This is a genomic window from Streptomyces sp. NBC_01707, from assembly GCF_041438805.1.
Lineage (GTDB): Bacteria > Actinomycetota > Actinomycetes > Streptomycetales > Streptomycetaceae > Streptomyces.
Window position 1 is genome coordinate 4,229,416 of the sequence record NZ_CP109190.1, and the last position, 25,454, is coordinate 4,254,869.

Genomic DNA, 25,454 nt, shown 5'->3' on the forward strand with positions numbered 1-25,454 from the left:
CCTGATGCCGGGCACTCGGATCTGCCGGACGGGCGGTGGATCAAGCCCGTCCGGCAGGTCGGGACGGAGCCTTACCGGGCGTGCCCGGTGGCGGTCCCCGACGTCTTGGCGTCGGCGGACACCGCGTCGGGATCCGGCGCCTCCTCGAAGTTCACCCTGCCCATGTGCCGGTTCATGGACTTCATCAGCAGCCACACGCCCACCGCGAGCGCCGCGAAGACGATGAAGCCGAGGACGCCGGGTGTCACCTTGTTCTTGTCGAATTCCTCGGCGAGAGGAACGACGTGGGTCAGTGCCTGGGTCGCGTACATATCAGGCATTGTCGCGGATGCCCGCGAAGAGGTCGCTCTCGGGGAGGGACGTATCGACGAGAGACTTCGCCAGCTCGTACTCCTCGGTCGGCCAGACCTCCCGCTGGATGTCCATCGGAACCCGGAACCAGCCGCCGTCGGGGTCGATCTGGGTGGCGTGCGCGATCAGCGCCTTGTCCCGGATCTCGAAGAACTCGGCACACGGAACGTGGGTGGTCAGCGTCCGCTCGACGCGCTCGAACTCCTTCCAGCGCTCCAGCCACTCGCCGTACGGCGACTCCAGGCCGCGGGCGAGCAGCGCCTCGTGCAGCGCGACCGTGCGCGGACGGTTGAAGCCCTGGTTGTAGTAGAGCTTCTGCGGCTGCCACGCCGGGCCGAACTCCACCTCGGGGAACGTCTCGGTGTCCGCGGCGCCGTCGAACGCGATCATCGAGATCTTGTGGGTCATGATGTGGTCGGGGTGGGGGTACCCGCCGTTCTCGTCGTACGTCGTGATGACGTGCGGACGGAACGCGCGGATGCTCCGGACGAGACGCGCCGCCGCCTTCTCGTCGTCCTCCAGTGCGAAGCAGCCCTCGGGCAGCGGCGGCAGCGGGTCGCCCTCGGGCAGCCCGGAGTCGACGAAGCCGAGCCACTCCTGCCTGACGCCCAGGATCTCCCGGGCCTCGTCCATCTCCTTCTTGCGCACCTCGTGGATGTGCTCCTGGATGTACGCGTCGCCCTGGAGTTTCGGGTTGAGGATGGAGCCGCGCTCGCCGCCCGTGCAGGTCACGACCAGCACGTCCACCCCCTCGGACACGTACTTGGCCATGGTGGCCGCGCCCTTGCTCGACTCGTCGTCGGGGTGGGCGTGCACGGCCATCAGTCGAAGCTGCTCAGTCAAGACTCGATCCTCAGTGATTGGTCGCCATTGAATGGTGCCCGTCCCGTAGGGACGTCGGTGCGGGGTGGCGGTCGGCCGCGGGTGGCAGACTTCTATAGTGACCGAAGCCGGGGGTGGAAAATTCCGCGATCCCCCGGTACGGAAGGAACAATCATGACTGCGGTGCGGGAAGCACTTCCGGAGGGCCGCTACGGGCGCTCCGCGGACGAGCGCGCGGACCGCAAGCTCAAGATCATCGGATCGGTGCTGGGTGTCGCGCTGATCGGCGTGGTCGGCTGGATCGGCTACGACTACGTGGCGGGCCAGAAGGTCAGCGCCGAGGTGATCAAGTTCAAGATCGTCTCGGACGACCGGGTCGACGTCCACCTGGAGGTCCGCAAGGACCGGGACGCGAAGGGCTACTGCACCCTCCGCTCGCAGCGCGTGGACGGCGACGACGTGGCCCGGAAGGACATCCGGTTCGACGACCGCTCCGACCGCATCGACAGGATCGTCTCGTTGCGTACGACGTCGCGGGCGACCAGCGTGGAACTGCTGGGCTGCACCGCCGACGGCGGGGCGTCGCGTTGACCGGCACGGACCGGCTCCGACCTGCGACTATCGTCCCTGACCTGCGTTGACGCGGTCGTAGCGGTTTACCTTCTCCCCCTTTTCCTGCGGAATTGTTAGGCTCGTGGTTTCGCCCACCCGTGGAGGCACATGCTTCTGGGTAGGGCGTTGCTTTGTATTCCCAGTACCGACGCTTGTATTTCCAGTACCGACTAGGAGCACCTGTGACCCAGACCAGCGAAAACGTCACCTGGCTCACGCAGGAGGCGTACAACCAGCTCAAGGCCGAGCTGGAGTACCTGTCTGGTCCCGCGCGCACGGAGATCGCCGTAAAGATCGCGGCGGCCCGTGAGGAGGGTGACCTCCGGGAGAACGGCGGGTACCACGCGGCCAAGGAGGAGCAGGGCAAGATGGAGTTGCGGGTGCGCCAGCTCACCCAGCTCCTGGAGCATGCGAAGGTCGGCGAGGCCCCCGCCGACGACGGCGTGGTCGAGCCCGGCATGGTCGTCACCATCGCGTTCGACGGCGATCCCGACGACACCATGACGTTCCTGCTCGCCTCCCGCGAGTACGCGAGCGCGGACATCGAGACGTACTCCCCGCAGTCTCCGCTCGGTTCCGGCGTGAACGGAAAGAAGATGGGTGAGGACGCCGAGTACGAGCTGCCGAACGGCAAGAGGGCCTCGGTGAAGATCCTCGAGGCGAAGCCGTACACGGGCTGACCCGCCACATCCGCAACAGCAAGGAGCCCCGGCCGCGGGACGGCCGGGGCTCCTTGCTGCCTCAGGCGGCCGCCGAGCGGTACTTGCGGACCGCCAGCGTGCGGAAGACCGCGATGATCAGTACGGACCAGATCAGCGAGGCCCACACGGGGTGCTGCATGGGCCAGGCGTCGGATGGGGAGACGCCCGGGTTCCCGAAGAGCTCGCGGCAGGCCTGCACGGTTGCGCTGAACGGGTTCCATTCGGCGATCGGCTGGAGCCAGCCCGCCATGTTCTCGGTGGGCACGAAGGCGTTCGAGATGAACGTGACCGGGAAGAGCCAGATGAGGCCGCCCGAGGTGGCCGCTTCGGGAGTGCGGACCGAGAGACCGATCAGTGCCCCGATCCAGGAGAAGGCGTAGCCCAGCAGGAGCAGCAGCGCGAAGCCGCCGAGCACCTTGCCGACGTTCTCCTCGGTGCGCCAGCCGACCAGCAGGGCGACGACCGCGAGGACGACCAGGGTGAGCGTCGTCTGGACGAGATCGGCGAGCGTACGGCCGGTGAGCACCGCACCGCGCGCCATGGGCAGCGAGCGGAAGCGGTCGATGAGGCCCTTGTGCATGTCGTCCGCGATACCGGCGCCGGCACCGGCGGTGGCGAAGGTCACGGTCTGGGCGAAGATGCCCGCCATCAGGAAGTTGCGGTATTCGGCGGGACTGGTGGAACCGCCGATCATCATCGAGCCGCCGAAGACGTAGCTGAACAGCACCACGAACATGATCGGCTGGATCAGCCCGAAGATGACCATCTCGGGGATCCGGGTCATCCGGATCAGGTTGCGCCGGGCGACGACGAGGGAGTCGCGGACCGAGCGGCCCAGGGAGCCGCCCGGGCGGGGGGCCGCGACGTGCAGCGTTTCCGTCGTGGCAGTCACTTCGCGGCCTCCTGTCCGGCCTTGCGGCCGGTCTGCGCCCCGCGTCCGCGGGGGACGGTCCCGTTGTCGTCGGTCTCCGTCAGCTCGGCCACATGGCCGGTGAGCGAGAGGAACACGTCGTCGAGGGTCGGGCGGCGCAGGCCGATGTCGTCGATCTCGACCCCTCGGGCGTCGAGATCCCGGATGATCTCGGCGAGCAGCTTGGCGCCACCGGAGACCGGGACGGTCAGTTTCCGGGTGTGCTGGGTGAGGGTGACCTCGCCCTTGCCCAGCTGGGCGAGGACGGCCCGGGCCGGGTCGATCTGGTCGGGCTGGTGGACCACGACCTCGACGCGCTCGCCGCCGGTCTGGGCCTTGAGCTGGTCCGAGGTGCCACGGGCGATGACGAGGCCGTGGTCGATGACGCAGATGTCGTGCGCCAGGCGGTCGGCCTCCTCCAGGTACTGGGTGGTCAGCAGGAGCGTCGTGCCGCCCGCGACGAGTTCCTCGATGACCTCCCACAGCTGCTGCCGGTTGCGCGGGTCGAGGCCGGTCGTCGGCTCGTCCATGAACATCACCGGCGGGGAGACGACGAGCGCGGCCGCGAGGTCGAGGCGGCGGCGCATCCCTCCGGAGTACGTCTTCGTCGGCCGGTCGGCCGCGTCGGCGAGGTTGAACCGTTCCAGCAGCTGCCCCGCCCGGACCTTCGCGTCGCGCCGGCTCATCTGGTAGAGCTGACCGACCATCTGCAGGTTCTCACGGCCGGTCAGATACTCGTCGACCGCTGCGAACTGGCCGGAGAGTCCGATCGAGCGGCGGACGTCGTCGGGTCTCTTCAGTACGTCGATGCCCGCCACGACCGCCCTGCCGCTGTCCGGCCTGAGCAGAGTCGTCAGGACACGTACGGCGGTCGTCTTGCCGGCCCCGTTGGGGCCGAGGAGGCCCAGGACCGTGCCTTCCGGCACGTCGAGATCGACACCGCCGAGTGCTCGTACATCGCCGAAGGTCTTCACCAGGCCTTCGGCATGGATGGCGCCTGGCATACGGATTCCCCCAGAGCGTTCGGGTGACTTCCCTCACAGATCCTAGGATTGTGCGCCTTGCGCCGCCCGGTGAACGCGCACACCGAGGGGTCCGCGTGTCAGACCGTCACCTCGTACCCCGCCTGCCGCAGCGCCGCGGTGACCTCCTCGCAGTGGGCCGGCCCCTTGGTCTCCAGGTGCAGCTCGACCTCCACCTCGGTGAGCCCGAGCCGCGGATCGGTCCGTACATGACCGATGTCGAGGATGTTGGCGTCCGCGACGGACAACGAGGCGAGCAGTGCGGCCAGCGCGCCCGGGCGGTCCGTGAGCCGCACCCGCAGGCTCAGGTAGCGGCCCGCCGACGCCATGCCGTGGGTCAGGATGCGCTGCATCAGCAGCGGGTCCACATTGCCGCCGGACAGCAGCGCGACCACCGGCCCCCGGAACGACCGGGGGTCGCTCAGCAGCGCCGCGACGGGGCTCGCCCCGGCCGGCTCCACCACGAGTTTCGCCCGCTCCAGGCAGAGCAGCAGCGCGCTGGACAGCTCGGCCTCGGAGACCGTGCGGACCTCGTCGACCAGCTCCTGGACGAGCCCGAACGGCACGTCGCCGGGGCGCCCCACCTTGATGCCGTCCGCCATCGTGTGCAGCCCGTCGATCACCACCGGGTGACCGGCCGCCAGGGAGGGCGGGTAGCAGGCCGCGCCCGCCGCCTGGACGCCGATGATCCGCACGTCGGGCCGGACGGCCTTCACCGCCACGGCGATGCCCGCGGCGAGACCGCCGCCGCCGATGCCGACGACGATCGTGCGGACCTCGGGGCACTGCTCGAGGATCTCCAGGCCGACGGTGCCCTGACCGGCGATGATGTCCGGGTGGTCGAAGGGGTGGATGAAGACCGCACCGGTCTCCTGGGCGTACTCCTGGGCGGCGGCGAGGGTCTCGTCGACGACCTGGCCGTGCAGCCTGACCTCCGCGCCGTACTCGCGGGTCGCGGCGACCTTCGGCAGCGGCGCCCCGACGGGCATGAAGACCGTTGCCCGTACGCCCAGCAGCGCAGAGGCGAGTGCGACACCCTGCGCATGGTTTCCGGCGCTCGCGGCGACGACCCCGGCCGCCCGCTCCACCGGGGACAGTCCGGCGATCCGTACGTACGCGCCGCGCAGCTTGAACGAACCGGTCCGCTGCAGGTTCTCGCACTTGAAGTGGACCGGCGCGCCGACCAGCTCCGACAGATGCCGGCTGCCCTCCATCGCGGTCATCCGGGCCACACCGGAGAGCATCTTCTGCGCGCCCCGGACGTCGTCGAGGATCACTGCGGGAAACGGGTGGGGCGTACGGAAGTTCATGAGCGCAAGTCTTGCAGCTGGACGCAGTGCGGGACGCCGCCGCGGCGGCGTCCCGCGTCGTTGTCCGCAGGTTTGTGCGGCACTGGTACGCGTTGCCCCGTGGCCGCGTACTCTGTCCCCCACCCATCCGACACCGCACGAAGAGAGCCCCCGGCCATGCCCCCTCAGGACATGACGACAGCTGCGTCTCCTTCCGGGGGCGCCACCCCCGATTCCCTGGGTCCCGACCACCTCCTCGATGCTCTGCAGCACCAGGTGGCCGTGTTCGCCCGCCGTGCCGAGCAGACCCGCCTCGGCGGTGTGGGCCAGGTCCGCAATTCGATGGACCGGGCCGCGTATCTGCTGCTCAACCGGTTGGACCGGGAAGGCCCGATGGGCGTCAAGGCGCTGGCCGCGGGGATGGGGATCGACTCCTCGACCGTGACCCGCCAGGTCGCGCCGCTCGTGGACACCGGTCTGGTCAAGCGCACGTCGCACCCGGAGGACGGCCGAGCGGTCGTGCTCCAGCTGTCGCCGCGCGGGCAGGCCCGGCTCGACGAGGTGCGGGCATCGCGGCGGGAGCTGATGTCGCAGGTGACGCAGGAGTGGACGGCGGAGGAGCGGGACACCTTCTGCACGCTGCTGACGCGGTTCAACGCGTCGCTGGCCGCGCGGCAGACGCATCAGCCGACGACCGACTGAGCAGGGCGGCGTGCCGGGCGATGCCTCGGGGGTGGCATTCGCTCGGTCCGACCTCTTGACCAGGGGTGGTCGGCGGGGCTGCCATGTGGGGGTGCGAGAGCGGCAGGCGGGTCCTCAGCGGCGCCGCGCCCAGGAGTTCGAGGCCTTCGTGGCGGGCGCGGCCGGCCGTCTGCTGCACACTGCCACGCTGCTCACCGCCGAACCCTCGCAGCCGCCCGGGAGCAACGATCGGGCGCTGCGTCTGCTGACCGCCGCACTGGCCCGTACATACGCGGACTGGGACCGGCTGCACGGCGAGGATCCGTACAACCGCACCCGGCAGGAGCTGGCCTCCCGGTTCGCCCGGGAGGCATGGCGGCACCACCGGCCACGCGGCGGCCTGCTGGACCCGCTGGCCCCGAAAGCGCGGCTGGTTCTCGTGCTGCGGCTGTACGAGGGTGTGCCGGAGGAACAGACCGCCGCGCTGCTGGGGCTTCCGGTGGACCGGGTCAGGGCGATCTGCAACCGCTCGGTGGCCACCATGGGCGACCCCCGGGGGCCCACCCCGCGGCGCAGGACCAGGCGATGGACCGTGGGGTCGCTGGGGGCCGCGCCGTGAAGCGCCCCGTCCGCAGGGAGGATCACGTCCGGCGGATGCTGGACGGACCGCATCCGCAGGTCCCCGCCGGTCTGGCGGAGCGGGCGACGGAGCGCGGCGGCCGCCTGCTGCGCCGCCACCGGGTTGCCCGCGCGCTGGTGCTGACGGTGCTGTTCCTCGCGGTGGGGGCGTTCATGGTGTGGGCGGTGGTCACCCAGCCGTGGCAGGTGCCGCCCGCCGACACGACACCACCCCTGGAAGGCTGGTGAGCCCGGTTTCGCGCGGGATCACCTGGACCGGGCGTCGTGCGGAACGAGCCGAGGAGGCCGTCATGACGAGGAAAGCCGTCCGGTGACGCGCCGGGCGGGCAGCGAGTCGGCCCGCCCGGCGCTTCGGTGTCACCGCACCCGTCCCAGGACGGGCAGGTTCTAGCCGAGTGCCTGCGTCAGGTCGGCCAGCAGGTCGTCCGCGGACTCGATGCCGACGGACAGCCGGACCAGGTCGGCCGGCACCTCCAGCGCCGAGCCCGCCACCGAGGCGTGCGTCATCCGGCCCGGGTGCTCCACCAGGGACTCGACGCCGCCGAGGGACTCGCCGAGCGTGAACAGCTTCGCCCGGTTGCAGACCTCGACTGCCGCCTCCTCGCCGCCCTCGACGCGGAACGACACCATGCCGCCGAACGCCTTCATCTGCTTGGCGGCGATCTCGTGCCCCGGGTGCTCCGGCAGCCCCGGATACAGGACCTGGGTCACCTTGGGGTGCCGCGTCAGCAGTTCGGCGACCTTGGCGGCATTCTCGCTGTGCCGGTCCATCCGGACCGGCAGCGTCTTGATGCCGCGCAGCACCAGCCAGGAGTCGAACGGTCCGGCGACCGCCCCCATCGCGTTCTGGTGGTACGCCAGTTCTTCGCCGAGTCCCGCGTCCGCTGCGATCAGCGCACCGCCGACGACGTCCGAGTGGCCACCCATGTACTTGGTCAGCGAGTGCACGACGACGTCCGCGCCGAGCGCGATCGGCTGCTGCAGATAGGGGCTGGCGAAGGTGTTGTCGACGACCAGCCGGGCACCCGCGGTGCGGGCCACGTCCGCGACGGCCGCGATGTCGGTGATACCGAGCAGCGGGTTGGACGGCGTCTCCACCCAGACGACCTTCGTACGGTCGTTGACCGCGGCCCGGACCGCCGCCGGGTCGGAGGTGTCCGCGACGGAGAAGTCGACGCCCCACCGCTTGACCACCTTGGCGAAGAGCCGGAAGGTGCCGCCGTACGCGTCGTTCGGGATGACGACATGGGCGCCGGGATACAGCAGCGTACGCAGCAGGCAGTCCTCCGCCGCGAGCCCGGACGCGAAGGCGAGACCGCGGCGGCCGCCCTCGACGGCCGCGAGGTTCTCCTCCAGTGCGGTGCGCGTCGGGTTGGCGCTGCGGCTGTACTCGTAGCCGCCGCGGAGCCCGCCGACGCCGTCCTGCTTGTACGTGGACACCTGATAGATGGGCGGAACAACGGCGCCGGTGAGGGGATCGGCGGTGTTGCCCGCGTGGATCGCGAGGGTCTCGAAGCTGTGCTGGTCGCTCATGGGGCCCGAGCGTAGTTCGTCACAGGGGTGATCCACCCCCACTGCGCCGTCCGGTGACAATAGGCGTATGGAGATTCTCTGGTTCCTCATCGCGCTGTGCATGCTCGCCGCGGTGATCGGCCCCTTCGTGCTGCGCCGCAGGTCCGGCATCCACCAGGTCGCGCCCGGTTCCCCGGACGCCGCCGACCCCGACACGTACGGCTTCGTCCGCCAGGAGGAGCTGGACGTCCGGATGCCGGGCCCCGATCAGGATCTCCTCGATGTCCTCGATGTCGTGCAGCGCACACAGGACTGGCGGGCGGCCTCGCAGTTGCTGGCCGGGACGCCGAAGGAGAGCGAGGTGCGGTGGCAGCGGGTGCAGGCGTTCGCCGGCGCCGCGTCGCTCGAGCTGATGCAGGCCCCGGGTGCCGGTGGTGCGTGGCTGCGGTCATGGCGGGCCGAGTCGCCGAAGGACGCGGGCGGTGCGGCCGTGCATGCCGAGTTCCTCGTCCAGCAGGCGTGGCGGTCCTCCACCGCGGGGACGGACGACTTCCGGATCATCCTGGAGGAGGCCCGTACGGTCTGCGGCGAGGCGGCCCTGCTGGCGCCCGGTGACCCGGTCCCGTACATCGTCGAACTGGCCGTCGCCCGCGGACTCGGCTACTCCCACGAGGAGTTCGACCAGCTCTGGGTGAAGATCATCGATCGGTCCCCGGCACACATGGGCGCGCACATCGCGGCGCTGCACTTCTGGTGCGAGAAGTGGCACGGCTCCCGCGAGGAGGCCGATCGCTTCGCCGTCTCGGCGGCCGCCCGCGCCCCGCAGGGCTCGCTTCTGGCCGCGCTGCCGCTGTTCGCGGTGTACGAGCATCTGCCCGAGGTCAATCTCGTCAGCGGCTTCTACAAGGGTCTGGTGGTGACGAAGGCGGTCGAGGGCGCGCTGTTCGCGGTGCACGCGGCGCGGCCCGACGATCCGATGCTCGCCCATGTCCGGCATCTGCTGGTGCTGTTCCTGGTGCGGATGGAGCGCTGGTCGGAGGCGATGAACCAACTCGTCCACATCGACGGGCATGTGGGCGCGCTGCCGTGGACGCAGAACTCCGACCCGGCCGCCGAGTACACGGTGTACCGGGCGCTCGCGGTCGCCGGGTACGAGGCGAACGGCGGCAGTCCTGCGACGCTGCCGAGGTAGTCGCGCGGCGGCTCCGTGCCTGTTCAGCCCCTGTGTGGCGATTGTTCCGCCGCGGGTCCCGGGCCGCTCACGGACCACGTTGCCCCGCCGACCTGCGGTAGGTCATACTCCGGTTCCCCCCACACCACCCTTGCCACACCGTTGTCACCAGACCTGTCCCTGTGGGGGATCTGCCCGATGGGCCCAACTCTGCGCGCCACCCGCGCTCTTGTCCTGCTTGCCGGCTTCTATCTGCTGAGCCTCGTCCTGCTCGCCGCCCTCGGCGCCCTCGACTGGGCCGCGTTCACGTGGACGACGGGCAGTGTCGCCGCGAAGCTGTTCATCCTCAGCGTCGTGCTGGCGATCCCGATCGTGCGGGGCATGTTCATGCTGCGTACGCCGAAGGACGACGGCCTGACCGGGCTGCCGGTCACCGACAGCCAGGAGCCCCGGCTCTGGGCCGCCGTCCGCGACATCGCCCGGCAGATCGGCACCCGTGCCCCCGACGAGATCGTGCTCGACGGCGAGGTGAACGCCTCGGTCAGCGAGGACGCCAGGTTCCTCGGCCTGGTCGGCGGAAGGCGCCGGCTCCGCCTCGGTCTGCCGCTGATGGCCGGACTGTCCGAGGCCCAGCTGCGCTCCGTGCTCGCCCATGAGATGGGCCATTACGGCAACTCCGACACCCGTCTCTCCGCGATCACCGCACGCGGCCGTACCCAGGTGGTCCGCACCATCGCCCACTTCCAGGAGCGAGCGGGCCGGACCGTCGCCAAGGAGCAGGCCCGCCAGGAGAAGAAGGCGGCGAAGGCCGTCGCCAAGGGCAAGCGGGCCAAGGAGATCGACACCGGCGGTGCGGGTCTCTCGTACCGCGCGATGGCGGCGGTGTACACGGCGTACGCGAAGTTCTACATCCGTGCCACGCTCTCCGGAGCCCGCCGCGAGGAGCTCGCCGCCGATGTCGCCGCGGCCCGGATCGCGGGCCGTGACGCGACCGCGTCGGCGCTGCGCGAGCTCCCGGCGCTCGACGCCGCCCACGGCTTCTACATGAACGCGTACGCCACGCTCGGCGTCGAGGCCGGGATGCTGCCGCCGCCCGGCCAGGTCTTCGGCGGCGTACGGCATCTGCTGGCCGCCCGTAAGGACGAGCTGGACGAGATGCGCGGCTCCCTGCCGTCCGAGCCGGCCTCCCCTTACGATTCGCACCCGCCGATCGCGGAGCGCGTCGCCCGGATCGAGGCGCTGCCGGACGACGGGCGCGCGTCGGAGCCCGTGGAGCCGTCGCTGGGCCTGCTCGCCGATGCCGAGCGGACGCTCGCCGCCGTCGAGGAGTCGGTGCTGACCCCTGAGGCACTGCGGCTGCGCCGCGTCGACTGGCCGGAGCTGGTGCACGAGTCGATGGCCGCGTACGCCGAGCAGTCGGCGCAGGGGTTCGGCGCGGTGGTCGGCGAGGTGACCGGCAGCGACGGCTCGCTGACCGCCGCACTCGACGCGATCGACGCGGGTGCGCTGTGGCAGATCGCCGACCGCCTGCCCAAGTCGGACGAGGCCCACGCCGCGACCGGCCGCGCGGCCCGCGAGTTCGCCAGGCCCCGGCTGCGCGCGGGACTGCTGCAGCTGGCCGGCGGCGAGCTGGTACGGCAGGGGCGGGCCCGCTGGCAGCTGTCCTGGACCGACTCCGCGACACTGAAGCTGCCCGAGGGGTACGAGGAGACGCTCCCGGCGGCGCTGGATGCGGCGGTGGCGGATGTGCCGGACACGGAACCGCTGCGCAAACTGCTCGCTCCCTAGGGCCTCTCGCCTCCCCCTACTCCTCTACTCCTCCTTCCCCTCCCCGAGCTCATCTTTCTGGATTGGACCGGAACCCCCGTGGCACGACTGATACCCCTGCTGGCGATCGCTCTCGGCGTGTACTTCTGGCTGAAGGCGCGCAAGAAGACGACGGAGTTCGTGGAAGGCGCGTCCGGCGCAGCCCCCTCGGCGCCCCGCGCGCGCCGGAGCCGGAACTCCGGCCCGGCGCGGGCCGCCGCGGAGCTCGGCCTCGTACCGGCCGACGAGCTGGACACCGCGCACGCCGCCGCCCCCGACCCGCGCGACGAGGAGATACGCGCCACCGTCCGGTCCGGGAACTGGCAGGCGGGCGCCGCCTTCCTCGCCGAGGCGGGCCGGGACTGGCAGGAGCGCTACCGGCGCGCCGGCGTCCTCCAGGACGAGGCCGCGGCCGACGACACGTGGCTGCTGGCCTGGCGCGCCGCGCAGCCCGAGGACGCGGGAGCGGCCTTCGTCCACGCCGGCGCCCTGATCAGCGTCGCCGCGGACATCCGTGGTGCGAAGCAGGCGAAGTACACCACGCAGGAGCAGTTCGCCGGCTTCCACCGGATGATGGCCCAGGCCCGGGAGGCCTGTCACGAGGCCCAGGAGCTGGCCGGCGACGACCCGGGCCCGTACATCGCCGAGATCTCCTGCGCCCTCGGCCTCGGCTACGGGCACGACGACTTCCGCGCTCTGTGGGCCGAGGTCGAGAAGCGCGACGCCCACCACCTCGCGGCTCACACCTCGGCGCTCCAGTACTGGTGCCGCAAGTGGCGCGGCTCGCACGAGCTGGCCGAACACTTCGCGCGCGAGGCTGCGCAGAAGGGCAGCCCCGGCCGGCTGCTCTCCCTCCTGCCGCTGTACGCCGCGTTCGAGCAGGAGTCGGCGGAGCAGGATCTGGACCCGGACGTGTTCTACAAGAGCCCCGAGCTGATCGCCGCAGTCGACGCCTGCCTGATCGACGTGGCGGCCGCCGCGGCGGCCGACCCCGAGGACCGGCGGATCGTCCGGGTCCGCCATATGCTCGCCTGGCTGCTCTACTGGCAGGACCGGTACGACGCGGCGCTGGAGCAGTACCGCGCGATCGACGGCTACATCGACAGCGCCCCGTGGACGTACTCCGGGGACCCGAAGGCGCGCTACGTCCAGTCCCGCGACTTCTGCGCCGCGCAGGTCCTGGCCGCGGGCGGGAACTGACCGGTACGCGGTGGGGGCGCCGGATTCCCCGGCGCCCCCACCGCATAGCAAGGCCATCCCCCGGCGTTACCCGGTACGACGTCGGCGTGCGCCCGACGCCGGGCCCGCCTCTCGCCGTCAGCCCTTCGCGCGGGCGGGCAGCCGCCATCCCGGGCGCGGGAAATGGCAGGTGTAACCCTCCGGGTAACGCTCCAGGTAGTCCTGGTGCTCGGGCTCGGCCTCCCAGAAGGGGCCGACCGGCTCGACCTCGGTGACGACCTTGCCCGGCCACAGTCCGGAGGCGTCCACATCCGCGATCGTGTCCTCCGCGATCCGCTTCTGCTCGTCATCCACGTAATAGATCGCCGAGCGGTAGCTGAGGCCGATGTCGTTGCCCTGACGGTTCCTGGTGCTCGGGTCGTGGATCTGGAAGAACAACTCCAGGATCGCGCGGAAGTCGGTCCTCTCGGGGTCGAAAAGGATCTCGATGGCCTCCGCGTGCGTGCCATGGTTACGGTACGTCGCGTTCGGCACGTCACCGCCGGTGTATCCGACCCGAGTCGCCGTCACGCCCGGAACCCGGCGGATCAGGTCCTGCATCCCCCAGAAGCATCCGCCCGCCAGCACGGCCCTCTGCGTCTGCGCCGCCATTGCAGCCCTCCAATATGTGTCAGCTGAGTCACTCGGGCTGCTCGGTTCACACGCCACCGGCATCCCATCCACCTGCTGCAACGCGCGAGGGTTCCGAGCGATTCCGTGACCGTCCAGCCGGCCCCTGCGGTCGTCGGCCGCCGTGTCCTCGCCGGGGCCGCTGCGGATCATGGATCGTCGCGGATCAACGAGCAGCTCCGCGGTGCTGCGGGGTGCCTCCGCCGGGTGACGTCGGCGCTGACCGGGCCGGTACGCTCGCAGACGTGGACGCCGAGGGGGCACCGATGCGTGAGTACCGCACGGACGACAGGGGGATCCCTGCTCTGACCGGACGCCCGTGGTGGGCGGCCAACGAGGTCCTGGCGTTCGTTCTGGAGTTGGCGGCGCTGGCGTGTCTGTCCTGGTGGGGCTTCCACGCCGGTGACGGCAACCTGGCCCGGCAACTGCTGCTGGCCGTCGGGATCACCGCGCTCGCCATCGCCCTGTGGGGGCTGTTCGCCGCGCCACGCGCCCGGATCCGGCTGCCGATGGCGGGCGTGCTCGCGGTCAAGGCCGTGGTGCTGGGCGGCGGCGCCTTCGGGCTGTATCGGGTCGGCCACCCGGCGGGAGCGGTGGCGCTCGCCGTCGTGATGGTCGCGAACACCGCACTGGCGGAGACCTTCCGGCACAGGCCGGCGCCCGGGAAGCAGCACCGCGCTGGGTCCGGGGCGGATGAAGCGGCCGAACGCGACGGATGAGCGGGCCGGTGTCGCGTTCGCGCGGGGCCGATCTGCGGACCGTACGGGCTCCGGGCCGGTCGTCGTCAGCTGATGACCGGCGGGGCCGCCGCCCGCATCGCGGCCGCGGTCGCGGACGCGTCGTACTCAGGTCCGACGCCTTCGACGAGCACCACGTCGCCCGCCATGTTCCGCGTCCGCAGCGGCAGCAGCTCCTGGTAGGCGGCCGACTCGTACCAGCCGCGGGCGGCGGCCAGGTCGGGGAAGCCGATGATGACGAGCGCACCCGGCCAGTCGCCCTCGACGACCTCGACCTGCTTGCCATGGACGAGGAACCGGCCACCGAACGGGTCCATGGTCGACTGGATGCGTTCGATGTACGTGAGGACCTCCTCGCCGGGGTGCGCGGCGGGGTGCAGGTGGCCTATGGCGTACGCGGTCATGGTCTCGCCCTCCGGATCTGCGTGCTGCGGTGGTTCCGTCAGCCGGTGTGCACCATGCTGCCCGCGGGCGTACGGGCCGTCGATTACCTCCGGGGTAGCGGACTCAGTCGCTGATGCCCAGGTCCTCCCGCATCAGCTTCCGCATGGTGTCGAGGTGCGGGTCCGCCGCCTTGAGGTTCTCCAGGGCCCTTTCGACGCTCTCGCTGTCGCCGGCCACCCCGCGGTCCAGGCGTTTGATGGCCGTGTCACCGTCGGCGAGAACCCGGTTGAGGTCACGCGACGCCTGCAGGATCCGCTCGGGGACGATCATCTGCGCCTCGGCGTAGCGGTCGCGGTGGTCGAGGCGGGCCTCTTCGAGCTGGGCGCGTTCCTGCTCGGTGTAGACGCGGTCCCTGATCCGGTGGAGGGCGTCCTTGAGGAGGGTGTGGAACTGCCGGGAGGCTCGGTTCATGGCCGTGTACTGGGCGCGGCGTTCCTCGAACCTCCTTCGCGAGTCGGCCAGTTCGGCTTCCTCGACGCGCTGCCGCGCGGTCAGCCGCTGGGCGAGCATCGGGGCGAACAGGGTGCCCAGCACGCCGACGACTGCGGTGATCATGGCGGTGATGGCAGCGGTCATGGGTGTGAGATTAGTGGGATGCACGAACGGGGGCGCGGGGCGGCGGCGGACGAAGTCGACTCCGTCCGCCGCCGCCCCGCGCAGGGGAGGCCGGTGGGGCCTGCGTCAGGCCGCCGCGTTCTCCGTGACCGTGACGCGGCCCTTGCGGATGGTCGCCAGCCGCGGCGCCCTGCGGGCGATCGCGCTGTCGTGGGTGACCATGATGAAGGTCAGCCCGTGCTCCTTCCACATCGTCTCCAGCACCTCCATGACCTCGTCGCGCATGGACTCGTCGAGGTTGCCGGTCGGCTCGTCGGCGAGCAGCACCTTGGGCCGCTTGACCAGGGCCCGTGCGATGGCCACACGCTGCTGCTGGCCACCGGACATCTCGCCGGGGAGGTGTCCGAGCCGCTCACCGAGTCCGACGGACTCCAGTGCCTCGGCGGCCTGCCTGCGCCGCTCCGACGCCTTGCCGCCGAGCGGGACGAGCGCCGTCTCGACGTTCTCCTGCGCGGTCAGCGTCGGGATGAGGTTGAAGCTCTGGAAGACGAAGCCGATGTTCTGCGCGCGCACCTTGGTGAGCTTGGCCTCGCTGAGCTTCGCGAGGTCCACACCGTCGAGTTCGACGCTGCCGCTCGTGGGCCGGTCGAGGCCGCCGAGCATCTGCAGCAGTGTGGACTTGCCGCCGCCGGTGGGGCCCTGGATGACGAGCCGGCCGCCGTCCTCGATGGTCAGATCGACACCGGCGAGCGCATTGACGGTGGACTTGCCGCGGGTATAGCGCTTGGTGACGTCTCTGAGGGTGTACATGGGTCAACTCCTGCTGGAACAGAGGGGGTGGGACGCCCGGGCGGGCTATTCGACGCGGCGCAGCGCATCCGCGGGACGCAGCCGGGAGGCCCGCCAGCCGCCGAAGGCACCCGCGATCAGCCCGCCCGCCACGGCCAGCGCGACGGCGATCAGGATGATGGAGAGGGAGACCGGTGCGGTCAGCGCGATGTCCAGGGACTTGGACGCGGCCTGCCGGCCGGGTCCGCCGAACATGCCGCCACCACCACCGCCACCGCCGCCGCCGCCGGAGCCTCCGAGCTGCGCGGTGAGCGTGGGGCTGATCGCGGTCACGACGTACGCACCGGCGAGACCGACCGCGATGCCGAGGACACCGCCCATCAGACCGTTGACGAGGGCCTCGCCGACGACCTGGCGGGTGACCCGGCCGCTCTTCCAGCCGAGGGCCTTCAGCGTGCCGAACTCCCGCACCCGGCGGCTGACCGCGGAGGAGGTGAGCAGCCCGGCCACCAGGAAGGCGGCGACGAGGACGGCGATCGACAGCCACTTGCCGACGCTGGAGGCCAGGTCGGAGGCGGTGGACAGGGAGCCGGAGACCGTGTCGGCGAGGTCCGCGGAGGTGGTGACCGTCGTGCCCGAGATGTTCTTCTGGATGGCGGACTTGACGTGGTCGATCTGCTGCGAGTCCGCGGCCTTGACGTAGACCGTGGTGACCTTGTTCTTGGAGTCGGCGAGGGTCTGCGCCTGCTTCAGCGGGATGTAGAGGTTGGCGGCCGCGTCGCCGCTGTCCGCCGTCGAGACGCCGACGATCTTGTACTTGGTCCCGGAGACGGTCACGGTCTTGCCGACCGCGAGCTTCTTCTCCTTGGCGTACGAGGCGTCGACGACCGCGACCTTCGCGTCGGTCTCGGTGGCCTTGAACGTACGGCCCTTGGTGATCTTCGACGAGGTCAGCGGGCCGAGGTCCTGCTTGGTGACGTCGGTCCCGTACACGGTGTACGAGTTGACGTCGAACGAGGCGCCGCCGCCCCTGACTTCACCCTGCGGCTGCGTGCTGCCGCCCCGGCCGCCGGGGCCGCCCGTGCCGGCGGTCCCGTTCTGCTTGAACTCGCCGCGCTTGAACTGGCCGTCCACCTTCAGGACGGTCAGGCTGAGTCCGCCGACCGCGTCCGCGACGCCGTCCTGCGTGCCGACCTTGTCGACGGTTGCGGCGGACAGGGTCTGGAAGCCCTGGACCATGACCCGGTCCGAGCTCTGTTTCGCGTCGTCGTCGTTGTCCTTGGCATCGAACTCGAACCGGGGCCGCTGGGTACCGGAGCCCGGTGCGGCGGCGGCCTTGGTGACCGTCATGTCCGTGCCGAGGCCGTACAGCGATTCCAGGACCTTGTCCTGGGCCTTGCTCATGCCGGAGGAGACCGAACTGACGATGATGACCAGCGCAATACCGAGGGCGAGCCCCGAGGCGACGACCAGCGCCGCCTTTCTGCGGCGGCGCAGCTCGCGCCGGAGATAGGTGAAGAACATGGCGCGAGGCTATGAACCGGTCGTGATGGCGAGTTAAGGCCCGCATGAGATCCCGATGAGAACGGCTACGAACGCCACAGGGCGGTGGCACCCGGGGGATCCGGGTGCCACCGCCCTGTGTACGCACGGGACTTCGGGGTCATGAAGTTGCTGCGTGAACCTCCCGCGGGGTCAGGCCGCGGAGCCCGCCTGCCATTCGTTCCAGCTCATGTTCCAGCCGTTGAGGCCGTTGTCGGGCGTGATGGTCTTGTCGGGGGAGTTCTTGACGATGACCACGTCGCCGATCATGGAGTTGTTGTAGAACCAGGCGGCGGGCTGGTTGGCGTCGCCCGCACCCTTCACATCGGCGAGGCCGACACAGCCGTGGCTGGTGTTGGCGCTGCCGAAGACCGACGGCGCACCCCAGTAGTTGCCGTGGATGAACGTGCCCGACTGGGACAGCCGCATGGCGTGCGGCACGTCCTTGATGTCGTACTCGCCCTTGCCGTCGTCGTCGGTGAAGCCGACCGTCGCACCGTTCATCCGGGTCTCCTTGAACTTCTCGGAGATGACCATCTGACCGTTGTACGTCGGGTTGTCGGGGGAACCGGCAGAGATCGGGATCGTCTTGATCGTCTTGCCGTCCTGGGTGACGGTCATGGTGTGCGTCGACGCGTCGACCGTCGAGACCTGGTTGCGGCCGACCTTGAAGGTGACCGTCTTCTGCTGCACACCGTAGACGCCGTCCGCGCCCTCGACGCCGTCGAGCGCAAGCTTCAGCGTGACGGTGGAGCCGCCCGTCCAGTACTGCTCGGGGCGCAGGTCGAGACGCTGCGCGTTGAACCAGTGACCGACGACCTGCTGGCCGCTGCTGGACGTCACGGTGATTCCGGCCTGGACGGCCTTCCGGTCCGTGATCGGCTTGTTGAAGTTGATCGAGACCGGCATGCCGACGCCGACCGTGGAGCCGTCCTCGGGGGTGAAGTTCCCGATGAAGCTGTTGGCGGGCGACACGGTGGTGAACGACGCGTTCTCGTGCGCCTCGCGGCCCTTGGTGTCCTCGGCCGTCGCGTTGATCTTGTACGTGGTCGAGCGCTCGAGCTGTGCGTTCGGCTGCCAGCTGGTGCCGTCGGCGGCCAGGGTGCCGGGGACGCTCGCGCCGGCCGACGTGGTCATGGTGACCTGGGTCAGCTTGCCCTTGGTGACGGTGACCTTAGCGGCGTTGTTGATGCTGGCGTTGGTCGCGCCGTTCTTCGGCGAGATCGCTATCTGCGCCTGGGACGCGTCCTCGGCCGCCGCCTTGTCGACTGCCGCCGCCTGAGACTTCTTCGAGCCCTCGTCGCTGCCCGAGCTCGCGCCTTCGCTGCAGGCAGTGAGCACGAGCACGCCGCCGAGCAGGGCGGACGCGGCCATCAGGCCCTTGCGCCGCTTGCTGTCCGTCATCACACGCTTCTCCATCGTTGCCGAATTCCCCCATAACCCCGAGCGGAACCGTCGTGAGACGGATTCCCGTCGATGCCGGAACCGTCGTGAGACGGGTCCCCATCAATGTTCCAAGAACACCTGGCGGGGGTCCTCCGTTCCACATCCGCCTCAGATGTGGGGAACACCACTCATCGACGCAGCCGTGCCACCTGTGGTTCCCGGGATCTGCACGCACCGGCCCCGGGCCACCGGAAGCGGGCCGGGGCCGGTGCGTTCCTCACCCGCTACGGCGCGACGTCGTCGTCCCCCTCCTCGCCGTCACGCTCGTCGTCGAGGTCCCAGTCGCCCGGGTCCTCGGGGTCGTAGTCGACGATCTCGCTGCTCCAGGACGCCTGGGCCAGCTCGACCCCCGGCACCTCGCCGACGAGGTCGAACGGGTCCACGAGGGAGGCGAGGGCCTCCGCCCCGTCTTCCCGTACCGCGGACTCGGCCTGCATGCGTTCCTCGGCGTACTCGCCGTCCGGCTCGCCGTACTCGGCCGCGAGGCTCTCCAGCGCGGTGCCGCTGAGGGCCTCCGCGTCGGTGATCTCCAGCACCATGTCCACGCGAAGGCGAACAAACCGTGATGTCTCAGAAGGGCTCATACGCCGGAGCGTAGAGCTACCGGCAGTCGCGACTTTCCTGCGACCCGCTGCTTTCATTAGCATCGGCGCACACGGCTAACTCATGGCTTCCACAAGGGGGATCGAATCCGTGGCCATAGCTCGTCGCCCACTCCTGACCGCCACCGCCGCGGGCACACTGCTGTGCGCTCTGTGGTTCGTCCCCTCGGCGAACGCGACGGACGACGCGGCCGGCGGAGCGCCGAGCAGACCGGCCGGCGCGAGCACCGAGGACGAGGCGGCCCGGCCGGCACTGGCCGAAACCGGCACCGGGGTCGACACCACTGCGTATCTGATCGGTGGCACCGCGTTCCTGGGAATCGGCGCGGGCTTCGTCACGTACTCCGCACGCCGCACCGCCGCGATGTCCTCGATCGCCGGACGGGCCTGACATTCCGGCCCGTCCGGCGATGAGGAACGAAGCGCGCAGCACGCCTCGCCACCCCTCCTGAGGGCCCCGCAGTCCCCGACGGGCGCGCGACGACAGCTACGGCACCTCGCCGCGTTCGGAATACCGAATACGCCCGGCATGAGGACGCCCCTCCGCCTTGCGATGCACCGCATCCGACACCGCGCGCTGATCCACCGGGGATTACCCGACAGCCCTCAGGCCAGCACCCCGGTCACCGGCTCCACGGCGGCGACCAGCTTCCCGTCCCGCACGAACGCCTCCGCCGCAGCGAGATCGGGCGACAGGAAGCGGTCCGGTCCCGGTCCCTCGACGCCGGCCGCCCGCAGCGCCTCGATGGCGGCCAGGGACGCGGGCGCCGGGGTGAGCCCCTGGGCGGCGCGCAGTTCTATGGCGCGGGTCGCCGCGTACAGCTCGACGGCGACGATCCGTCCGAGGTTCTCGACGGCGGTACGGAGCTTGCGCGCCGCCGACCAGCCCATGGAGACGTGGTCCTCCTGCATCGCGGAGGACGGGATCGAGTCCGCCGACGCCGGGACCGCGAGCCGCTTCATCTCGCTGACCAGGGCGGCCTGCGTGTACTGGGCGATCATCAGACCGGAGTCGACACCGGCGTCGTCGGCGAGGAACGGCGGCAGGCCGTGCGAACGGTTCTTGTCCAGCAGCCGGTCCGTGCGGCGCTCGGTGATCGAGCCGAGGTCGGCGGCGACGATCGCCAGGAAGTCGAGCACGTACGCCACCGGGGCACCGTGGAAGTTCCCGTTGGACTCGACCCGGCCGTCCGGGAGCACCACGGGGTTGTCGACGGCGGAGGCCAGCTCACGGTCGGCGACGATCCCGGCGTACGCGAGGGTGTCGCGGCCGGCCCCGTTGACCTGGGGCGCGCAGCGCACGGAGTAGGCGTCCTGGACACGCGGCGCGTCGTCCTGGTGGTGGCCGGTGAGGCCTGAACCGGCAAGCACCCGCAGCATGTTGTCGGCGCTCGCGCCCTGGCCCGGGTGCGGCCGGATGGCGTGCAGCTCCGGGGCGAGGACCTTGTCCGTGCCGAGCAGCGCCTCCAGGCTGAGCGCGGCGCTGATGTCGGCGGAGGTGTAGAGGCTGCGCAGGTCGGCGAGGGCCATCACGAGCATGCCGAGCATGCCGTCCGTGCCGTTGAGGAGGGCGAGGCCCTCCTTCTCCCGGAGTTCGACGGGAGTGATGCCGTGCGCGGCGAGCAGCTCGCCGGCCGGGCGCACGATGCCGTCGGGACCCTCCGCGTCGCCCTCGCCCATCAGCGTCAGGGCACAGTGCGAGAGCGGCGCCAGGTCGCCGGAGCAGCCGAGCGAGCCGTACTCGTGCACGACGGGGGTGATGCCGGCGTTCAGCACGTCGGCCATGGTCTGCGCGACCTCGGGACGTACGCCGGTGCGGCCCGAGCAGACCGTCTTCAGGCGCAGGAACATCAGCGCCCGTACGACCTCGCGCTCGACGCGCGGGCCCATGCCGGCCGCGTGCGAGCGGACGATGTTGCGCTGGAGCTGGGCCCGCAGCTCGGGGCTGATGTGGCGGGACGCGAGCGCGCCGAAGCCGGTGGAGACTCCGTAGACCGGCTCGGGCTTGGCGGCCAGCGCGTCCACGATCTCGCGGGCGGCGGCAAGCGCGCTCACGGCGGCTGCGGAGAGCTCGACACGGGCGCCCGCGCGGGCCACGGCGATGACGTCCTCTGCGGTGGTACCGGACGTCCCCACCACGACTGTGTGCATATCCATATTCAGAAGCGTACGGACTGAATCCCTTCATGTCACTAGTGGTCGTGCGGTTGACCCCTTACCGGCCCGTTCACGGACTCCGCCGGACGTCTCCCGCGGAACAGCCCTCAGGGCCGGCTGCCGCGCAGCCGACGGCGGTCGTGGGCGGACTTCGGCGGCGAGTCGGCCAGCCGGATGACCTCGCCGTCGCGCCCCGCCACCACGGGTTTCGCGGAGCGGGCCGCCTTCGCCCGGTACTGGGCCGCATCCGCCAGACGGAACAGCCGCCGGGCCGAGGTCACCGGCCCGATCGGGTCACCGGTCGACGCGATGCCGCAGGCGACCCCGTCACCCTGCTCCAACTCCGCTGCCCGGTCGCAGAGTTCGGTGGCCACCTCGATCACCTCGTCCGCGCCGGGGCCCACCGCCAGCAGGCAGAACTCGTCACCGCCGAGCCGGGCGGCGAGGGCGCCCGGCAGCATCGCACCGCACCGGGACAGCACCGAGCCGAAACGTTCCAGCAGCCGGTCGCCGACGGCGTGGCCCAGGGAGTCGTTGACCCCCTTCAGACCGTTCAGGTCGCAGACGACCAGACTGACCACCGTGCCGTCGGCGCGGTGCATCTCCACCGCCTCGTCGAGCCGCGCGTCGACGGCCCGGCGGTTGGCGAGCCCGGTCAGCGGGTCGGTGAAGGCGAGCTTGCGGACCTCTTCGAGGCGTTCCGTCTGGGAGATACCGGCGGCGACGACGGCGGCCAGCACGGTCGCGAAGTCCGCGTCCTCCCGCCCGAACACCGGCTCCCCCACCGGGCGTGCCACATAGAGCTCACCCCAGGCCCGCCCGTGCAGGACGATCGGCGCGACCACACAGCAGCCGCGCCGGCGCCGTCGCAGGGCCGCCACCCGCTGGTGGCGGTAGACCCGCCCGTACCCGTGCGCGCCCGCCACCGCCGAATCGGCTTCGCCGTCCCCGGTGTCATCGACCGGACCGTCGGCGGTCTCCACCCAGGCGTCCGGCTCGCCGCCGCCCGCCCACCGCTCATGCAGGAACTCGGTGATCTCCGGGAACTGATGCACCGGGTACGTCTCGTCGTCGGGGAACTCCTCCTCCCCCTCGGCCCGTTCACCCGCGTTCACCAGCACCCGCAGCCGCCCCGGCCCCCGCTCCCACACGGAGAGCGCGGCGAAGCTGCCGCCCAGCGCCTCGCACGCCCCCAGCGCGGCCGCCCGCCAGGACTCCGGCGGGGTGTGCGCCGCCGCCATTGCCTGTGCAAGCGAAACCACGGCCCGCAGCCGCGCATCATCACCACCCATCGCTACATCTTATGTAGATTTGCGAAGTCTTGATCAGTTTGAGGCATCAAAAGTTCCGCACTGCGCGTCGGGGCGGTAACGCGCCGTCACTCGCCGGGCCAGTTCGGCTTCCGCTTCTCGTTGAACGCGGCCACGCCCTCCGCCCGGTCCCCGGAGAAGGCCACCGATCGCCAGGCCGCGTCCTCCACCTCCAGACCGGCCCGCAGATCGAGTCCGTGCCCGAGCCGCAGCGCACGCTTCGCGGCGCGCAGGCCCACCGGCGAGTTGGCGGCGATCCGCCCGGCGAGCGCCAGCGCCTCGGCCCGGTCCTGCCCCTCCTCCACCAGCTCGTCGACCAGACCCAACTCCCGCGCCTCGGCAGCCTCCACCCGCCGGGCGGTGAAGACCAGCTCGGCAGCGCGCGCCGCGCCGATCCGGCGCGGCAGCAACTGCGTACCGCCGCCGCCCGGGATGACACCGACCGAGACCTCGGGCAGCCCCACCACGGCCGTACGGTCGGCGACGATCAGATCGCAGGACAGCGCCAGCTCGAAACCGCCGCCGAGCGCGAACCCGTGCACGGCGGCGACCGTCGGCATCGGCAGGTCGAGCACGCCGGTGTAGGCGGCGCGGGCGGTGGGCCGCTGACGGACCAGCTCGGCGTCGGTGAACGAGTTCCGCTCCTTGAGATCCGCGCCCACGCAGAAGGCCCGCTCATGGCTGGAGGTGAGGACGGTGACCCGTACGTCCTGGTCGGCGGCGAGCGCGGCGCAGGCGGCCCCGATCGAGCGGGCCATGTCCGTGGACACGGCGTTCATGGCCTTGGGCCGGTCCAGGACCAGTTCGGCAACGTGCTCCTGGCCCTCATGGACCCGTACGACGACGAACTCCCCGAACCGCTGCTCGGACGTGACGGTCATGGCTACACCCCTCCGGTTAACGAGCGTTACCGGAGGATCCTAGGGTCTTTCGTTCGAGAGGCCCCAGGCCGCGCCCAGGACAGGGACAGGCATCAGGAGGCGCCTCGTCGCGCCAGCAGCCACGGTTCCACCACGCCGAGTCCGCGCACCGGCCGCTGCCACATCGGCTGCAGCCCGTACCGGTACTTCGGCACGACCAGCGGCTCCACACCCTCCGCGCGCTCCTTCTCGGCGGCCGCGGCCTCCTCCGCCGCCTGCGCCTCGGAGGCCGGGGCGTCGCCCGTGCGCGTCAGCTCCTCGGCGAAGGCGCCGTCCACCAGCACGGCGTCCTTCGGCGCTATCGACGTGAGCCGGCTGGCGAGGTTCACCGTCGTACCGAAGACATCGCCCATCCGGGTCGTGACCGTGCCGAACGCGATACCGACGCGCAGAGCCGGCATCGTCTCGTCCTGGGTCATGGCCTCTATCAGGCGCAGCGCGATCTCGGCCGCCGTGCCCGCGTCGTCGGCTGCGAAGAGAACCTCGTCGCCCAGGGTTTTGATCAGCCGGCCGCCGTGCGCGGCGACCAGGTCGGCGGAGGTCGTCTCGAACGCCTCGACGAGTTCGCCGAGCTCCTCCTCCTCCAGCCGGCGGGTGAGCCGGGTGAAACCGACCAGGTCCGCGAAGCCGACGGCGAGCCTGCGGTCGACCATCTCGTCGTCGTCCGCGGCCTGCACCACGCGGCCGGTCGCGGCGGCGAGCTGGCGCCGCCAGACGTAGATGAGGAACTCCTCCAGCTCGGGCAGAAGCAGCTCGACCAGCGGGTACGTGACCTCGGTGCGGGTCATCCCGGGCTCGGGCGGCTCGGTCAGACCCTCCAGGAAGGAATCGATCTGCCACTCCGCCAGCCGGGCGGTGGTCTGCCCGGTGGACCGGGCGACCTGCACCGCCATCGGCTCGCTGAGCAGCCCGGCCTCGACGAGTCCCGCGAGCCGCCGCAGCGCCAGCACATCCGCCTCGGTGAGCGCCTTGGCCTGCCCGATGTCGGCGAACCCCATGGCGCGCCAGAACCGGGACGCCAGGTCCATCGAGACTCCGGCGGTACGGGCCGCCTGGAACGGGGTGTAGCGACGGTCGGCACCCAGGATCAGCTGTTCCAGCCGGATCGCGAGCGGATCGTCGGTCGGTTCAGCCGTGTGGTCGACTTCGTGATGCGGTGTCGCGTGGACCGAGGGTTCCGATGGGGGCTCCGCGCCCGCGCCGGAGGTCGTGTCGTCGACGGTCACCAGCCGCCTCCTGCCCGTTCCCTGCGCACTGCCCTGCCGATCTGTCGGTGGATCGCCTCAACGATACGGCAGATGTGCGCTACCTCACGTCCTTAGGGCGTCCCGGTACGGGGTCGGCCGGGGGCAGGGGCCGTGGGCGGTTCTCCTCGGGGGTGGTTTCCACGGGGCGAAGGCCCGAGGGGCGTCCCGGTACGGGGTCGGCCGGGGCAGGGGCCGTGGGCGGTTCTCCTCGGGGGTGGTTTCCACGGGGCGAAGGCCCGAGGGGCGTCCCGGTACGGGGTCGGCCGGGGCAGGGGCCGTGGGCGGTTCTCCTCGGGGGTGGTTTCCACGGGGCGAAGGCCCGAGGGGCGTCCCGGTACGGG

The 25,454-nt window shown here is 70.9% G+C and carries 27 protein-coding genes; 10 read left to right on the top strand and 17 right to left on the bottom strand.

Features of this window, described 5'->3' with window-relative positions:
• Nucleotides 1-71: 71 nt before the first annotated feature.
• Both OG963_RS18875 and mca read right to left on the bottom strand, forming a co-directional pair.
• The gene (locus tag OG963_RS18875) at nucleotides 72-311 is read right to left on the bottom strand and encodes a hypothetical protein (protein ID WP_093773028.1); all 240 of its coding nucleotides are present in this window, start codon (nucleotides 309-311) and stop codon (nucleotides 72-74) included.
• A gap of 1 nt (nucleotide 312) precedes the next feature.
• Nucleotides 313-1,194 (bottom strand): mycothiol conjugate amidase Mca, encoded by an 882-nt coding sequence (mca, locus tag OG963_RS18880; RefSeq protein ID WP_030914768.1) that lies wholly within the window; start codon nucleotides 1,192-1,194, stop codon nucleotides 313-315.
• 153 nt (nucleotides 1,195-1,347) lie between these two features.
• On the opposite strand from mca, the gene OG963_RS18885 reads away from it, so the two are divergent.
• Together OG963_RS18885 and greA are read left to right on the top strand one after the other, a co-directional pair.
• Nucleotides 1,348-1,764: a DUF4307 domain-containing protein gene (locus OG963_RS18885; protein WP_093773030.1), complete on the top strand. Its 417-nt coding sequence runs from the start codon at nucleotides 1,348-1,350 to the stop codon at nucleotides 1,762-1,764.
• Between the two features lie 203 nt (nucleotides 1,765-1,967).
• Nucleotides 1,968-2,465 (top strand): transcription elongation factor GreA, encoded by a 498-nt coding sequence (gene greA, locus OG963_RS18890; protein WP_313938893.1) that lies wholly within the window; start codon nucleotides 1,968-1,970, stop codon nucleotides 2,463-2,465.
• 61 nt (nucleotides 2,466-2,526) lie between these two features.
• Here greA and OG963_RS18895 read toward each other — a convergent pair whose 3' ends face one another.
• The 3 genes from OG963_RS18895 to ilvA form a co-directional block, all read right to left on the bottom strand.
• Entirely contained in the window at nucleotides 2,527-3,378 is an 852-nt protein-coding gene (locus OG963_RS18895; RefSeq protein WP_030914764.1) for an ABC transporter permease, read from the bottom strand.
• Nucleotides 3,375-4,400 (bottom strand): ATP-binding cassette domain-containing protein, encoded by a 1,026-nt coding sequence (locus tag OG963_RS18900; protein ID WP_107441100.1) that lies wholly within the window; start codon nucleotides 4,398-4,400, stop codon nucleotides 3,375-3,377. The genes OG963_RS18895 and OG963_RS18900 overlap by 4 nt, the downstream gene beginning before the upstream one ends.
• 98 nt (nucleotides 4,401-4,498) lie before the next feature.
• Nucleotides 4,499-5,728, bottom strand: a complete 1,230-nt coding sequence (gene ilvA, locus OG963_RS18905; protein ID WP_093773032.1) for a threonine ammonia-lyase — start codon at nucleotides 5,726-5,728, stop codon at nucleotides 4,499-4,501.
• A gap of 156 nt (nucleotides 5,729-5,884) precedes the next feature.
• Here ilvA and OG963_RS18910 point away from each other — a divergent pair, with 156 nt between their 5' ends.
• The 3 genes from OG963_RS18910 (at nucleotide 5,885) to OG963_RS18920 (ending at nucleotide 7,255) form a co-directional block, all read left to right on the top strand.
• Entirely contained in the window at nucleotides 5,885-6,409 is a 525-nt protein-coding gene (locus OG963_RS18910; RefSeq protein WP_030914757.1) for a MarR family winged helix-turn-helix transcriptional regulator, read from the top strand.
• Between the two features lie 91 nt (nucleotides 6,410-6,500).
• Nucleotides 6,501-7,007, top strand: coding sequence for a sigma factor-like helix-turn-helix DNA-binding protein (locus OG963_RS18915; RefSeq protein ID WP_051877947.1), 507 nt, complete (start codon nucleotides 6,501-6,503; stop codon nucleotides 7,005-7,007).
• A gap of 35 nt (nucleotides 7,008-7,042) precedes the next feature.
• Nucleotides 7,043-7,255 carry a hypothetical protein gene (locus OG963_RS18920; RefSeq protein ID WP_107441109.1) on the top strand — a complete coding sequence of 71 codons (213 nt, stop codon included), beginning with the start codon at nucleotides 7,043-7,045 and terminating at the stop codon, nucleotides 7,253-7,255.
• Between the two features lie 159 nt (nucleotides 7,256-7,414).
• On the opposite strand, the gene OG963_RS18925 is transcribed toward OG963_RS18920, so the two are convergent.
• Nucleotides 7,415-8,560, bottom strand: a complete 1,146-nt coding sequence (locus tag OG963_RS18925; protein WP_093773034.1) for a cystathionine gamma-synthase — start codon at nucleotides 8,558-8,560, stop codon at nucleotides 7,415-7,417.
• A gap of 67 nt (nucleotides 8,561-8,627) precedes the next feature.
• Here OG963_RS18925 and OG963_RS18930 point away from each other — a divergent pair, with 67 nt between their 5' ends.
• The 3 genes from OG963_RS18930 to OG963_RS18940 all read left to right on the top strand — a co-directional run bounded on the left by OG963_RS18930 (nucleotide 8,628) and on the right by OG963_RS18940 (nucleotide 12,716).
• Nucleotides 8,628-9,731, top strand: coding sequence for a hypothetical protein (locus tag OG963_RS18930; protein ID WP_030914747.1), 1,104 nt, complete (start codon nucleotides 8,628-8,630; stop codon nucleotides 9,729-9,731).
• Nucleotides 9,732-9,908: 177 nt separating this feature from the next.
• Nucleotides 9,909-11,498 (top strand): M48 family metallopeptidase, encoded by a 1,590-nt coding sequence (locus OG963_RS18935; protein ID WP_093929502.1) that lies wholly within the window; start codon nucleotides 9,909-9,911, stop codon nucleotides 11,496-11,498.
• Between the two features lie 78 nt (nucleotides 11,499-11,576).
• Nucleotides 11,577-12,716 (top strand): hypothetical protein, encoded by a 1,140-nt coding sequence (locus tag OG963_RS18940; RefSeq protein WP_371799267.1) that lies wholly within the window; start codon nucleotides 11,577-11,579, stop codon nucleotides 12,714-12,716.
• A gap of 117 nt (nucleotides 12,717-12,833) precedes the next feature.
• On the opposite strand, the gene msrA is transcribed toward OG963_RS18940, so the two are convergent.
• Complete coding sequence (gene msrA / locus OG963_RS18945) at nucleotides 12,834-13,346, bottom strand: peptide-methionine (S)-S-oxide reductase MsrA (RefSeq protein WP_371799268.1); 513 nt, start codon at nucleotides 13,344-13,346, stop codon at nucleotides 12,834-12,836.
• Nucleotides 13,347-13,669: 323 nt separating this feature from the next.
• On the opposite strand from msrA, the gene OG963_RS18950 reads away from it, so the two are divergent.
• A complete protein-coding gene (locus tag OG963_RS18950) occupies nucleotides 13,670-14,083 on the top strand; it encodes a YrdB family protein (protein ID WP_093773413.1) in 414 nt (137 codons plus the stop codon).
• A 65-nt stretch (nucleotides 14,084-14,148) separates the two neighbouring features.
• On the opposite strand, the gene OG963_RS18955 is transcribed toward OG963_RS18950, so the two are convergent.
• From OG963_RS18955 to OG963_RS18980, 6 genes are all read right to left on the bottom strand, one after another.
• Entirely contained in the window at nucleotides 14,149-14,505 is a 357-nt protein-coding gene (locus OG963_RS18955) for a DUF1330 domain-containing protein (RefSeq protein WP_319736900.1), read from the bottom strand.
• Nucleotides 14,506-14,608: 103 nt separating this feature from the next.
• Complete coding sequence (locus tag OG963_RS18960; protein WP_093773044.1) at nucleotides 14,609-15,121, bottom strand: hypothetical protein; 513 nt, start codon at nucleotides 15,119-15,121, stop codon at nucleotides 14,609-14,611.
• Between the two features lie 105 nt (nucleotides 15,122-15,226).
• Entirely contained in the window at nucleotides 15,227-15,910 is a 684-nt protein-coding gene (locus OG963_RS18965; protein WP_030914729.1) for an ABC transporter ATP-binding protein, read from the bottom strand.
• Between the two features lie 45 nt (nucleotides 15,911-15,955).
• Nucleotides 15,956-17,413 (bottom strand): ABC transporter permease, encoded by a 1,458-nt coding sequence (locus OG963_RS18970; protein ID WP_371799269.1) that lies wholly within the window; start codon nucleotides 17,411-17,413, stop codon nucleotides 15,956-15,958.
• Between the two features lie 171 nt (nucleotides 17,414-17,584).
• On the bottom strand, nucleotides 17,585-18,850 hold the full coding sequence (locus tag OG963_RS18975; RefSeq protein WP_093929505.1) for an Ig-like domain-containing protein: 1,266 nt from the start codon (nucleotides 18,848-18,850) through the stop codon (nucleotides 17,585-17,587).
• Between the two features lie 251 nt (nucleotides 18,851-19,101).
• Complete coding sequence (locus OG963_RS18980) at nucleotides 19,102-19,461, bottom strand: hypothetical protein (protein WP_234321983.1); 360 nt, start codon at nucleotides 19,459-19,461, stop codon at nucleotides 19,102-19,104.
• 109 nt (nucleotides 19,462-19,570) lie between these two features.
• On the opposite strand from OG963_RS18980, the gene OG963_RS18985 reads away from it, so the two are divergent.
• On the top strand, nucleotides 19,571-19,870 hold the full coding sequence (locus tag OG963_RS18985; protein WP_030914718.1) for a hypothetical protein: 300 nt from the start codon (nucleotides 19,571-19,573) through the stop codon (nucleotides 19,868-19,870).
• Nucleotides 19,871-20,085: 215 nt separating this feature from the next.
• Here the strand turns inward: OG963_RS18985 and hutH are convergent, their stop codons facing one another.
• From hutH to OG963_RS19005, 4 genes are all read right to left on the bottom strand, one after another.
• Nucleotides 20,086-21,636, bottom strand: coding sequence for a histidine ammonia-lyase (gene hutH / locus OG963_RS18990; RefSeq protein ID WP_093773050.1), 1,551 nt, complete (start codon nucleotides 21,634-21,636; stop codon nucleotides 20,086-20,088).
• A gap of 107 nt (nucleotides 21,637-21,743) precedes the next feature.
• A complete protein-coding gene (locus OG963_RS18995) occupies nucleotides 21,744-22,928 on the bottom strand; it encodes a GGDEF domain-containing protein (protein WP_030914711.1) in 1,185 nt (394 codons plus the stop codon).
• 86 nt (nucleotides 22,929-23,014) lie between these two features.
• The gene (locus tag OG963_RS19000) at nucleotides 23,015-23,827 is read right to left on the bottom strand and encodes an enoyl-CoA hydratase/isomerase family protein (protein ID WP_093773052.1); all 813 of its coding nucleotides are present in this window, start codon (nucleotides 23,825-23,827) and stop codon (nucleotides 23,015-23,017) included.
• A 92-nt stretch (nucleotides 23,828-23,919) separates the two neighbouring features.
• Nucleotides 23,920-25,092 (bottom strand): adenylate/guanylate cyclase domain-containing protein, encoded by a 1,173-nt coding sequence (locus tag OG963_RS19005; protein ID WP_030914705.1) that lies wholly within the window; start codon nucleotides 25,090-25,092, stop codon nucleotides 23,920-23,922.
• Nucleotides 25,093-25,454: the final 362 nt, after the last annotated feature.